Source organism: Tardiphaga sp. (genome assembly GCF_028290495.1).
Lineage (GTDB): Bacteria > Pseudomonadota > Alphaproteobacteria > Rhizobiales > Xanthobacteraceae > Tardiphaga.
The window spans coordinates 19,698-31,827 of sequence record NZ_JAQGJT010000167.1 but is presented as its reverse complement, the minus strand read 5'-3'; the positions used below and the strand labels follow the sequence as shown (position 1 = coordinate 31,827).

Here is a 12,130-nt window from a genome sequence, read left to right as displayed (position 1 = left end):
CGGATCGATGCCGGCGAAGGGCTCGTCGAGCAGCATGTAGGCCGGACGCGTCGCGAGCGCGCGCGCGATCTCGGTGCGGCGCCGCTCACCACCGGACAGCGCGATCGACGGCGTCTTGCGCAGCCGCGTGATGTTGAATTCCTCGAGCAGCTTGTCGAGCTCCATCTCGCGCTTTTTCTTGCTCGGCTCGACGACTTCGAGCACCGCCCGAATGTTCTGTTCGACCGTAAGCCCGCGAAAAATCGAGGCTTCCTGCGGCAGATAGCCAATGCCGAGCCGCGCCCGCTGATACATCGGCAGCTTGGTGACGTCGTGGCCGTCGAGCTCGATGCCGCCGCGATCGGCCTTGATGAGGCCAGTGATCATATAGAACACGGTGGTTTTGCCGGCGCCGTTTGGGCCGAGCAGGCCGACCGCCTCGCCGCGCCGCACATAGATGCTGACGCCGCGCACGACCTGGCGGGAGCCGAAGCTCTTTTCCACGGCGTGCACGGCGAGATAGCCGGCCTGGGTCGCCATCTGCGGTGCGGCGGCCTTAGCCCCCCGACGCGACGGCTTTTCGGCGCGACGTGGCGCCTGCGCGGGTGTTCCAGTCCGGGGGGCCGCGGCGGGGACGGGCGCTCGCGGCAATTCCGGGGCCTCGTGAACCGGGGCCAGCAGATCACCGATGTCGCTCGACATCGCCGTGATGTCGGGCTCCGTCCGCGCAAAGCCTTTCGAGCCGCGCTTGGGGGCGCGACGGCGGAACATGCTGAGGACATCAACCATGTGCGTTTCGCTCAGCCTGTGATGAACCCCGCGCAGAACCCGCGGCTTGCTGGATTTGCCGGATCAATAGCATGAAGGTGTCAACAATCCCTGCCCGGCCGATCGCCGAGCATCGGCCTACGTGCCGTACAACAATGGCGATAAAGGGTTGTGCAGTGCAGTTCAACCGGACCGCGGCGCAGACACCCAAATCGACGTCATCACTTGGGCTTTCCACCGCCCGGTACCGGAATGATAGCCGGAGATCCCTGCCCCGACGACTGGAACAGGCCTTGGACGCGGCCGCTGTCGGATTCGACACGCGACGTACCCGTCGTCATGTCCACGACAAGGCGGTCGCCGCGAAGCACATTCTTGCCCTGGGTCAATACGACGCCGCCGAGCATGGTGACGAGGTTGGTCTTAGTGTCGAACACCGCCGTCTCGCCGGTCACGACCTGGTCCTTCTGGGTGACGACGACACTGCCGCGCGCTTCCAGTCGCCGGATCGACGAACTGCCGCCCGGGCCCGGCTGCGCGGCCTTGATCGGCGCTTTCGGGTTACCCTTGGGCGCCGCGCCGGCCGCGGGTGCCGCCGAACCACCGCCGTCATAGAACACCACCAGGGTCTTCGACTTCATCGTGGTGTCGCCCTGCACCACCTTCACGTCGCCGGTGAAGGTGGCTTCCTTCTTCTTGTCGCGCATTTCGAGCGATGCCGCCTCGATCTGGATCGGCTGGTCGCGGTTTTGCGAAAAGCCCTGCATCGCGTTGGGAACGCCCTGCACCGCGCTTTGCGCCAAGGCCCGGCCAGCGCCGGCCGCCAGCAACACGGCCACGGCGGACGCCGCAACACGGCGCGCAAGATGGCGGGAACGAGGGGAAAACATCATCATTTTCATTTCGCGTTGGCGCGCTTGGCAGTGGAGGCCCGCGGCTTGGCGGGGACCGGTGGGGCGACAGGTTCAGGCTCGGGCGCGGGCTCCACCGCTTCAGCCGGCGGCTGATCCATGATCAGGTTCATCACAACGCCGCCTTCGAAGCGCACCAGTTCGCCGTGTTCGGTAATCCGTAACCGCTGGCCTATCAACGTGCCGTTCAACAGTTTAACGTCGACAGGCTCTTCCGACGTCACCGTCCCTTGGCCGATATCGATAACCGCCTGGGTCAGGCGGGCTTCGTAGCCGGTCGAGGTCTGCATGAAAATGTCTTTATAGAGCTTCAGCAATTGCGTCTTGGAATTGAACAGCCCGGTGCGGGCATCCATCGTCATCGTCGACCGGTCTTCCATCAGCACCTTGGCGCGCAACACGGTCAGTTCGACATTGTCGGGATCGGTAAGGTCCTGCGTCGCGGTCCTGGCCCACAGCTCATAGGGCCGACCGTCCGGCGAGAAGCCGGACAGATGCGGCGTTTCCATGGTGATCTTGGTGCCGGACACGACCAGATTGCTCATGTCGATCGGCAGCTTCGACATGATCATCCGGAACGGGTTGAAGATCGAAACCCCGACGATCATCGCCATCGACAGCACGACGGCCGCCGGCACGGCGATGCGCAGCAGACGCACCAACCTGGAATGGCGCGCCGCGGCTCGGAACCGTGCATCCATTCCGGCTTGATAGGTCGGGATCTGAACCGAATTCACCACTGCTCCAACGCGCCGGGCTGGCAAGCATCATTCTACGCGTAAATGCGCCAATTTGCAGCCAATACCAGAACGAGCAGTATGACCTAAACAGGGCGACAGGCTATCGCAGCCTGCGTCCAGACGCCGTTTTTGCCGATTTCGCTCAGGAATGGGCGAAGATGTCCTGTTCGGACCAGCCGGACAGGTCGAGTTTGGCCCGGGTCGGCAGGAAGTCGAAACAGGCCTGCGCCAGCTCGGAGCGGCCCTCACGCGCCAGCATGACGTTGAGGCGGTCGCGCAGGGCATGCAGATGCAGCACGTCGGAAGCCGCATAGGCCAGTTGCGCATCGCTGAGCTTCGCCGAACCCCAGTCGCTGGACTGCTGCTGCTTCGACAGATCGACGCCCAGCACCTCGCGAACGAGATCCTTGAGGCCGTGGCGATCGGTATAGGTGCGGCACAGGCGCGAGGCGATCTTGGTGCAATAGACCGGCTCCGGCATCACGCCGAGGCCGTTATAGAGCGCGGCAAGGTCGAAGCGGGCGAAATGGAAGATTTTCGTCACCTTGGGATCGCCCAGCAGCTTCTTCAGGTTCGGCGCGTCGGTGTGCCCGACCGGGATCTGCACCACGTCGGCACTGCCGTCGCCGGGCGAAAGCTGCACCACGCAGAGCCTGTCGCGGTGCGGATTGAGCCCCATCGTCTCGGTGTCGATCGCCACCGAATCGGTATAGCGGCTCAAATCCGGCAGATCGCCGCGGTGCAGGCGGATGGTCATGAACTTGAAAAACCCTGGTTAGCAAACGATTCGTGGACTGCCGGGACGTTAGCGTCCATTTTTAGGGGTGACGAGAGGAAAGGGACGCCCGATGCCGATCGAACAGCAGCGGTTGCCGCGGTTTGCGGTCCTGATCGACGCCGACAATACCTCGCCGCAGATTGCAGCCGGGCTTTTCGAGGAAATCGCCAAGCTCGGCGAGGCCAGCGTGCGGCGCATCTATGGCGACTTCTCCGGGCCGCAGCTGAAATCCTGGGCCGAGATCCTGCAGAAACACGCCATCGATCCCTACCAGCAGTTCGCCTACACCAAGGGCAAGAACGCCTCCGACATTGCCCTCGTCATCGACGCCATGGACCTGCTGCACAGCGGGCGTTTCGACGGCTTCTGCCTGGTGTCCTCCGACAGCGACTTCACCCGGCTGGCGTCGCGATTGCGCGAGCAAGGCGCCGACGTCTACGGCTTCGGCACCCAGAAGACGCCGGAGAGCTTTCGGCAGGCTTGCCGGAGATTCATCTACACGGAGAATCTGCTCCCGGAGACAGCGCCGACCAGCTCGGAAGATTCCAAGCCGAAGTCGCTGCAGCAGCCGAGTTCGGCCGTCCCGATCCTTAAAAAGGCGGTGTCTCAACTCGACAGCGAGGAAGGCTGGGTGAGCCTCTCAACGGTTGGCAAACAATTGACCAATCTGGTTTCAGATTTCGACGTGCGCACCTACGGCTTCAAGAAATTGAGCGACCTGGTGCGCAAGACGAACATCTTTGACGTCGAGAACGCCGATGGCGGCCAGATGCGGATTCGCCTAAAGCCAAAGACAATATCCGCCACAAAGCGGTAATACGGATTGCACCAGGACCGGCGTCTGCAAGCGCAGACCGCAGCCCTACTCCGCCAGTTCACGCATCACCTTGATCAGATCCGACTTGCCCTCGAAGCCGATGCCCGGCAGTTCGGGCATCGTGATGTGGCCGTCGATCACCCTGACGCTGTCGGGAAAGCCGCCATAGGGCTGGAACAGATCAGGATAACTCTCATTGCCGCCGAGACCGAGGCCGGCAGCGATGTTCAGCGACATCTGGTGGCCGCCATGCGGGATGCAGCGCGACGGCGACCAGCCGAACTGCTCAAGCACGTCGAGCGTGCGCAGATATTCGACCAGGCCATAGGACAGCGCGCAATCGAACTGCAGCCAGTCGCGATCCGGCCGCATGCCGCCGTAGCGCAGCAGGTTGCGGGCGTCCTGATGCGAGAACAGGTTTTCGCCGGTGGCCATCGGGCCGGGGTAGAATTCGCTCAGCGATGCCTGCAACGCATAATCGAGGGGATCGCCGACTTCCTCGTACCAGAACAGCGGATAGTCGCGCAGCATCTTGGCATAGGCGATCGCGGTTTCCAGATCGAGCCGACCGTTGGCGTCGACGGCGAGCTTTGCCTCCGAGCCGATCTCCTTCAGCACCGCTTCGATGCGGCGGCGGTCCTCATCGATCGGAGCGCCGCCAATCTTCATCTTGACGACGTTGTAGCCGCGGTTGAGGTAGCTACGCATCTCCGCCTGCAACGCGCTGTCGTCCTTGCCGGGATAGTAATAGCCACCGGCGGCGTAGACGAACACGCGCGGATCGGCCTCGCGGCCCTTGCTCTCGGCGAGCATGCGAAACAGCGGCTTGCCGGCGATCTTCGCGGTGGCGTCCCAGATCGCCATGTCCAGCGTGCCTACCGCAACCGAGCGCTCGCCGTGGCCGCCCGGCTTCTCGTTCGACATCATCGCCGCCCAGATTTTGCGAGGATCCAGATTGTCGCCATTGTCGTTCAACAGCGACTTCGGCTCGGCTTCGAGGATGCGGTTCTGAAAGCGTTCGCGAATCAAGCCTCCCTGACCATAACGGCCGTTGGAGTTGAAACCGTAGCCGACGACGCGGCGACCATCCCGGACGACGTCGGTGACAACAGCCACAAGGCTGGTCGTCATCTTCGAGAAGTCGATATAGGCATTGCGGATCGGCGAAGCGATCGGCTGGGTGACTTCGCGGACATCGACGATGCGCATGGCGTTTGCTCCCTGAAAGGTTGCTGCTGTCCTACGGCTGGACGGTCGCTGACGCCAATGCCATGATCTTATCTTGTCATGCATGAACGGCATAAGCATGGAACTGGCGTGGCTGGACGACTTCATCGAACTGGCGGAGCGGCTGAATTTCTCCCGCGCCGCGGAGGCGCGCCATGTCACGCAGCCGGCCTTCAGCCGACGCATCCAGGCGCTGGAGGCGTGGATCGGCACGCCACTTTTCACGCGCAGCACGCATGGCGTGACGCTGACGGCGGCGGGGCTGCATCTACGCTCGCGCGCCGACGCGATGGCGCGCGAGGTCCGGCAATTGCGGACGGAGGCGCTGGAAGTCGCCGGGCGCGAGACGGCGGCGCTTTCGTTCACCGCCACGCACGCTCTGTCGTTCACATTCTTCCCGAAATGGATCCGCGACCACGAGCGCGCCTCGCCGCTCGGCACGCTCAACCTGATCTCCGACAGCATGGCGGCCTGCGAGCAGATCATGCTGCGAGGCCGCGCGCAGTTCCTGCTGTGCCACACGCATCGCGACAGCCCGAACCGGCTCGATTCCGACGCCTTCGACAGCGCGGTGATCGGCCATGACGTGCTGATCCCTTTGGCTGCGCCCGATGCAACCGGCGCGGCGCTGTGGTCGCTGGACGAGGCCACCAAGGTGCCCATTCCCTATCTCGCCTATAGCGCCGAGTCCGGCCTCGGCCGCATCGTCACCGCACACAAGCCGCCGAAGCGACGGCCGCTCGACAAAGTATTCACCTCGCAACTCGCGGCCACGCTGCATTCTCTGGCGCTGGCGCGCCGCGGCATAGCCTGGCTGCCGCAGTCGCTGGCGCAGGACGACATCGAGCACGGCCGCCTGGTCGCAGCCGGTGGCAAGGCATGGCGGATCGCGGTCGAGATCCGGCTGTTTCGCCCGCATGCCCATCAGGGTCGCGCCGCCGAGGCGTTGTGGGCGCGGCTGAAAGTTTGACTTGAGTTGCAGCGCGCCTCGGCGCTAAGCCCGGAAGACTTCGTACAGCCGCCGATGGAGATCCATGTCCGCGCCCGCCCCCTCTCCCGCCGAGATCAAGCCGCCGCGCTGCGCGATGTGCCGCGGGCGGATGGTGCTGACCCGCCGCGAGCCGCAGACCAACGGCACAGAAAAGCTGACGTTCAACTGCCCGAAATGTGAATACGTGAAAGTGAAGCAGACCGAGGACCCGCTGCATCCGACCTCGCGGCAGGCGCGGCGACGGCGTTAGCCGCCGTCATTGCGAGTTCAGGGAAAGCCAATTGGCTTTCCCCTTAGCAAAGCGACGCGGCAATCCAGAAGGCCGCACGCGCGAAAAGAACTGGATTGCTTCGTCGCAAGAGCTCCTCGCAATGACGGGAATTCTCAATGCCCGGCCATGTGGCGACCGATTTCGGTGAGATCTGCTTCGCTGCCCTTCGCCTCGTAGACGAATTGTCCGTGAAACATGACGACGAGGCGATCGGACAGTTCGAGCAGTTCGTCGAGATCCTCGCTGACCAAGAGCACCGCTGCGCCACGGTTGCGCGCCGCCATGATCTCGGCGTGAATCTGCGCGACGGCTGCGAAATCAAGCCCGAAGCACGGATTGGCGGCGATCAAGACCTCGACGTCGCCGCCGAGTTCGCGCGCCAGCACCGCGCGCTGCACGTTGCCGCCGGACAGCGACGCGATCGGCGTATCCGGCGTGCGGGTCTTGATCTTGTAGAGCCCGATCTTTTTCTCCGCATCCTTGCGGAACGCCGCGCGGTTCAGCCACCAGCCGCCGGAGGCGAACGGCGCGCGGTCGAATTCGCGAAAGGCGATATTGTCGGCGACGCTCATCGTGCCGACGCAGGCGTTCTTCAACGGTTCCTCGGGGAGCAGCGACATCTTGTGGCGGCGCATTTCCTCGCGCGTGGCGTGGTAGGGATCGCCGGCGACACGCATTTCGCCTGATGCCGCCTCGCGCTGGCCGGCCAGCATTTCAACCAGCTGGCGCTGACCGTTGCCGGAGACGCCGGCAATGCCGACGATCTCGCCGGCGCACACGCTCAGGGACACATCATGCACGGCGACCGCGCCGGCATCATCCAGCGTGTTGAGCTTGTCGAGTTCGAGTCGTGTCGGGCCTGCTTCGCCTGAGCGCGCCGGCTGCACCGTCAGTTCCTCGGCGCCGATCATCATCCGCGCCATCGCCTCGGAGCTGAGATCGACGACCTTTCCGGCACCGGCGAGCTTGCCGCGACGCAGGATGGTGACCTCGTCGGCGAACGCCCTGACCTCGCGAAATTTGTGAGTGATCATCAGGATGGTGAGGCCGTCCTCGATCACCATCTTGCGCAGCATGCCCAGCACCTCATCGGCCTCCAACGGCGTCAGCACCGAGGTCGGCTCATCAAGGATCAGGAATCGTCGCTTCAGATAGAGCTGCTTGAGGATTTCGCATTTCTGCCGCTCTCCGGCCGAGATGTCCGCGACGCGGGCATTCAGCGGCACCTTGAACGGCATCGTTGCGAGAAACGCCTCAAGCTCCTGCTTTTCCTTCTTCCAGTCGATCACCGCCGGCACGTCGTCGCGCGCCATCACCAGGTTCTCGGCGACCGTCATCGCCGGCACCAGCGTGAAGTGCTGATAGACCATGCCGAGCCCGAGGGCGTGGGCGTCCTTCGGATTGCCCAGCGCGGCCTCGCGACCGCCGACCAGCACCTGCCCCTCGGTCTGATGGTAGTAACCCATGATGCACTTCACCAGCGTCGATTTGCCGGCGCCGTTCTCGCCGAGTAACGCATGGAACGAGCCGGGCCGCACTCTCAACTCGACATTATCGAGCGCGAGAAAGTCACCGAACCGCATCGTCATCGCCATCGCATCGACGCCGAGCGGGCCTTCAGGGACAAAGGGGGCGCCGATGATCATGACAGCGCGCCGATCAATGCGTCAGACGACGCGACCGCGCCGAACACGCCGCCCTGCATCTTGACCATCTTCAGCGCGTGCTCGTGATTGCTCTTGTCGGTCGCCGCGCAGCAGTCCTCGATCAGTACGCATTCGAAGCCGCGGTCGTTGGCCTCGCGCATCGTGGTGTGAACGCAGACGTCGGTGGTGATGCCGGTGAGCACGAGGTTGTCAATGCCGCGCAGCCGCAGCATCAATTCGAGATCGGTGGCGCAGAACGAGCCCTTGCCGGGCTTGTCGATGATCGGCTCACCCGGCAGCGGCGCCAGTTCGTCGATGATCTCCCAGCCCTTTTCGCCCCGGACCAGAACGCGGCCGCAGGGGCCATCGTCGCCGATCCCCGCGCCGATCTGCCGCGAGCGCCAGCGCTTGTTGGCGGGCAGATCGGTAAGATCTGGCCGATGGCCCTCGCGGGTGTGGATGATATGAAAGCCCTGCGCGCGCATCACTGCGAGCAGCTTCTTGATCGGCTCGATCGGCGCGCGGGTCAGTGAGAGGTCGTAGCCCATCTTGTCGACATAGCCGCCGACGCCGCAGAAATCGGTCTGCATGTCGATGATGACAAGCGCCGTGTTCTCCGGGCGCAGATCGCCGTTCCACGGCCATGAATAGGGCTCCGATTTGATCGTGCGCCCGGTGGATGGCTTCGCCTGTACAGCCATGTTCATGGCAAACTCCTCTATCGCGTAATCGACAGCTCGGCGGGCGCACCGGTCAGCGTGCGCTTCGGCGAACAGGTGATAATCATGATCACCAGCGTGAGAATGTAGGGCGCGGCGTTGAACAGATGATAGCCGGCGGTGACGCCGACCGATTGCAATGCCGGCCCGAGTGCGGCCGCGCCACCGAAGGCCAGCGACGCCCACAGGCACAGCATCGGGTCCCAGCGCGCGAAGATCACCAGCGCTACCGCGGTGACGCCCTGCCCGCTGGAGAGACCTTCGTTCCAGCTGCCGGGATAAAACAGCGACAGGAACGAACCACCGACACCGGCGAGGAAACCGCCGCACATCGTGGCGCGCAAGCGAATAAGGTTCACCGAATAGCCCATCGCGCGCGCCGCATCCGCGCTTTCGCCGGCGGTGCGGATCAGCAGGCCCCAGCGTGTGGTGCGGAACGCCCAATAAAGAAGGGGCGCGAGCGCGACGCCGATCAGGAACAGCACGTTGATGCGCAGCGCCTGCCGCAGCTGCTGGATGTCAGTCCACCAGCCGAAATCGATCGCCGGCAGGCGCGCCGCGGTCGGCTCAATCAGCGGCTTGCCGAGGTAGAAGGCGAGGCCCGTTCCAAACAGCATCAATGCGATGCCGACGGCGACGTCGTTGACCCGCGGCAGCGAGCAGATGCCGGCATGGAGTGCGCCGAGCAACGCGCCGGTGAATCCTGCGGCGAGCACGCCGAGCCATGGCGATCCCGTGACATAGGAGATGCCGTAAGCGCTCATCGCGCCCATCACCAGCGTGCCTTCGAGGCCGAGATTGATGCGACCGGAACGCTCGGTGATGCATTCCCCGAGACTGACGAACAGAAACGGCGTCGAGATGCGGATCGCGCCGCCAAGCACCGCAAGCGGCACCGTCCAGTATCCGATATCACCGGCTGCCATCAGGATTTGCCTTTCAGGAAGCCGATCCGGCCATACAGCGCATCGCTTGCCAACACGAAGACGAAGATCATGCCTTGCAGCACCAGCACCGAGGCATCGGGCAGCCCGAGCCGTCGTTGCAGCAATCCCCCGGACGCGCTGATGCCGCCGAGCAGGATCGCCACCGGGATGATCGCCAGCGGATTATGCCGCGCCAGGAACGCGACGAGGATGCCCGTAAAGCCGTAGCCGGCGGCAAGATTCGCGTTGGTGCGGCCCTGCACGGCGGCGACCTCGACCATGCCCGCGAGGCCGGCCGCGCCACCGGCGAGGAAGCAGGTGACCATGATCAGCTTGCCGACCGAGAGGCCGACAATTTTTGCCGCGCGGACATTGCCGCCGGCGACCCGCGCGGCGAAGCCGAACACCGTGTGATAGATCAGCACGTAGGACGCGATCGCGGCGATAACGCCGAACACGAATCCCCAATGCACGTCGGTGCCGGGAATCGAGCCGATCATGTTGACGGCGCCGATCTCGCGGCTCGACGGCTTGTTGAGGCTCGCGGGATCGCGCATCACGCCCTCGACCAACTGGTTGAGAACCGCCAGCGCGATATAGACCAGCAGCAGGCTGGAGATGGTTTCGTTGACGCCGCGGTAGTGCCTGAGCCCACCGGCGAGCGCGATCCACAATCCGCCGCCGCCGACGCCGGCCAGCACCATGCCGAGCTGTACGACCAGCGGCGGCGCGGCCTGCAGCAAAAGCGCGGCCGAGGTCGCGGACAGTGCGCCTATCAGCAACGCGCCTTCGCCGCCGATGATCACCATGCCCAGTTGCGCCGGCAATGCCGTGCAGAGTGCAGTGAGGATCAAGGGCGCCGCCTTGGTCAACGTGTTCTGCCATGAGAACCAGGTGCCGAACGCGCCCTGGTACATATAGAAATACAGATCGAGCGGGTTCTTGCCGAACAAAGCGACGAACACGCCGAACAGTGCGAGGGCGCCGATCAGCGCCCCCGCGGGGATCACGATGTATTCGATCGTACCACCGTGGCGTTCGCGAAATCCCGATTTCGCCGGTTTTACGGTGTCCATGGCCAGGGAATCGCCAACGCCAGCTGTCACGAAGTCGCTCCGATCACGCCCTCGATCAGGTAGTCCATCTTCTCCAGTTCAGGATCCTTCTGGCCGCGCTCGGTGCCGGCTGAAATCACCTGCTTGCCCTTGTTGTCCATCAGGGGGCCCTTCCAGATCGTGTAGGTACCGGCCATCAACTGCGCCTTGATGTCGTCCGCGTGCTTGCGGGCTTCCGCCGACACCGCCTCACCATAGGGCGAGCACTTGACGACTTCTTCCTTGAGGCCGCCGCGATAGAAATTCGGGATGCCTTCGCCGGAAGCAATCATCTTGAGGAATTTGGGATACAGCGCTTCCCAATTCCATTCTGCGCCGGTGAGGTAGGCTTTCGGCGCCAGCGGCGACTGGTTGACGTGATAACCGCACACCATCGCGCCACGGCGCGCAGCGTTCTCGACCATCGTCTTCGGACCGTCGACGTGACAGGTCAGGACATCGACGCCCTGATCGATCAGGCTGTTGGTGGCTTCGGCCTCCTTGACCGGCATCGACCAGTCGCCGGTGAAGATCACCTGCGTCGTGGCCTTCGGGTTGGCCAGTTTCGCGCCGAGCGTGAAGGCGTTGATGTTGCGCAACACCTGCGGGATGGGCTTGGCGCCGACGAAGCCGAGCCTCCCGGTCTTCGAGGTGTGCCCGGCGACGATGCCCGAGATGAACTGGGCTTCGTCGATATAGCCGAAGTAGCTGCCGGCGTTCTTCGGGTCCTGGTCGCTCCACAGACCGCCACAATGTTCGAAGACGACCTTCGGATACTTCTTGGCCATCTTGACCATGTGCGGATTGTAGTAACCGAACGAGGTCGGGAAGATCAGCGAGGCGCCGTCGAGGTTGATCATGGATTCGATGGTCTTCTCGACTGCGTCGGTTTCCGGGACCTTCTCTTCCTCGACCACCTTGATGCCGGGCATCTTCTTCAGCGCTGCGGCGGCCAGCGCGTGGGCTTGGTTGTAGCCGTAGTCATCGCGCGACCCGACATAGATGAAGCCGATCGTGGTATCGGCGGCGAAAGCGCTGCGCATGCCAAGCGCCGAACCGAGCGCCAGCGCGCCACTACCTTGCAGCAGGTGGCGCCGTGAAATCTTGCCAAAATCCATTGCTTGCTCCCTTGGCGGGCGAACCGCCGCTGTGTTCGCGGCGGCACCGACCCGGCGCTGCCCTTGCTACCTATCGCAAGCATCGTGCCAATGATCAGGAATTCGGCAACCTCCGCTATCTAGTTGAATTTGCTATAATTCAAAC

13 protein-coding genes are annotated in these 12,130 nt (G+C 63.8%); 3 read left to right on the top strand and 10 right to left on the bottom strand.

All coding sequences use genetic code 11. The annotated features are described in order from the left end of the window. The 4 genes from lptB to JWQ24_RS25200 all read right to left on the bottom strand — a co-directional run. The coding region (lptB, locus tag JWQ24_RS25215; RefSeq protein WP_299814167.1) for an LPS export ABC transporter ATP-binding protein at window positions 1-768 on the bottom strand (768 nt) is incomplete at its 3' end. A 200-nt stretch (window positions 769-968) separates the two neighbouring features. Beyond that, complete coding sequence (locus JWQ24_RS25210; RefSeq protein WP_299814164.1) at window positions 969-1,640, bottom strand: LptA/OstA family protein; 672 nt, start codon at window positions 1,638-1,640, stop codon at window positions 969-971. Between the two features lie 5 nt (window positions 1,641-1,645). Then, a complete protein-coding gene (lptC, locus tag JWQ24_RS25205; RefSeq protein ID WP_299814161.1) occupies window positions 1,646-2,395 on the bottom strand; it encodes an LPS export ABC transporter periplasmic protein LptC in 750 nt (249 codons plus the stop codon). Between the two features lie 145 nt (window positions 2,396-2,540). Beyond that, window positions 2,541-3,155, bottom strand: a complete 615-nt coding sequence (locus tag JWQ24_RS25200; RefSeq protein WP_299814158.1) for a ribonuclease D — start codon at window positions 3,153-3,155, stop codon at window positions 2,541-2,543. A 91-nt stretch (window positions 3,156-3,246) separates the two neighbouring features. Here JWQ24_RS25200 and JWQ24_RS25195 point away from each other — a divergent pair, with 91 nt between their 5' ends. Further along, window positions 3,247-3,993 (top strand): NYN domain-containing protein, encoded by a 747-nt coding sequence (locus JWQ24_RS25195; RefSeq protein ID WP_299814155.1) that lies wholly within the window; start codon window positions 3,247-3,249, stop codon window positions 3,991-3,993. 45 nt (window positions 3,994-4,038) lie between these two features. Here the strand turns inward: JWQ24_RS25195 and JWQ24_RS25190 are convergent, their stop codons facing one another. Next, window positions 4,039-5,202 (bottom strand): mandelate racemase/muconate lactonizing enzyme family protein, encoded by a 1,164-nt coding sequence (locus JWQ24_RS25190; RefSeq protein WP_299814152.1) that lies wholly within the window; start codon window positions 5,200-5,202, stop codon window positions 4,039-4,041. Window positions 5,203-5,284: 82 nt separating this feature from the next. On the opposite strand from JWQ24_RS25190, the gene JWQ24_RS25185 reads away from it, so the two are divergent. Together JWQ24_RS25185 and JWQ24_RS25180 are read left to right on the top strand one after the other, a co-directional pair. Beyond that, complete coding sequence (locus JWQ24_RS25185; protein ID WP_299814149.1) at window positions 5,285-6,190, top strand: LysR family transcriptional regulator; 906 nt, start codon at window positions 5,285-5,287, stop codon at window positions 6,188-6,190. A gap of 64 nt (window positions 6,191-6,254) precedes the next feature. Continuing rightward, entirely contained in the window at window positions 6,255-6,461 is a 207-nt protein-coding gene (locus JWQ24_RS25180) for a hypothetical protein (protein ID WP_299814146.1), read from the top strand. 134 nt (window positions 6,462-6,595) lie between these two features. Here JWQ24_RS25180 and JWQ24_RS25175 read toward each other — a convergent pair whose 3' ends face one another. From JWQ24_RS25175 to JWQ24_RS25155, 5 genes are read right to left on the bottom strand one after another with little or no spacing between them, the layout of a single operon-like run. After that, a complete protein-coding gene (locus JWQ24_RS25175; protein ID WP_299814143.1) occupies window positions 6,596-8,128 on the bottom strand; it encodes an ABC transporter ATP-binding protein in 1,533 nt (510 codons plus the stop codon). Next, window positions 8,125-8,829, bottom strand: coding sequence for an isochorismatase family cysteine hydrolase (locus tag JWQ24_RS25170; RefSeq protein WP_299814173.1), 705 nt, complete (start codon window positions 8,827-8,829; stop codon window positions 8,125-8,127). The genes JWQ24_RS25175 and JWQ24_RS25170 overlap by 4 nt, the downstream gene beginning before the upstream one ends. Window positions 8,830-8,846: 17 nt before the next feature. Beyond that, window positions 8,847-9,773 (bottom strand): ABC transporter permease, encoded by a 927-nt coding sequence (locus JWQ24_RS25165; protein ID WP_299814140.1) that lies wholly within the window; start codon window positions 9,771-9,773, stop codon window positions 8,847-8,849. Continuing rightward, window positions 9,773-10,849, bottom strand: coding sequence for an ABC transporter permease (locus tag JWQ24_RS25160; RefSeq protein ID WP_299814137.1), 1,077 nt, complete (start codon window positions 10,847-10,849; stop codon window positions 9,773-9,775). Before JWQ24_RS25160 ends, JWQ24_RS25165 begins: the two co-directional genes overlap by 1 nt. A gap of 26 nt (window positions 10,850-10,875) precedes the next feature. After that, entirely contained in the window at window positions 10,876-11,985 is a 1,110-nt protein-coding gene (locus tag JWQ24_RS25155; RefSeq protein WP_299814134.1) for a BMP family ABC transporter substrate-binding protein, read from the bottom strand. Window positions 11,986-12,130 lie beyond the last annotated feature (145 nt).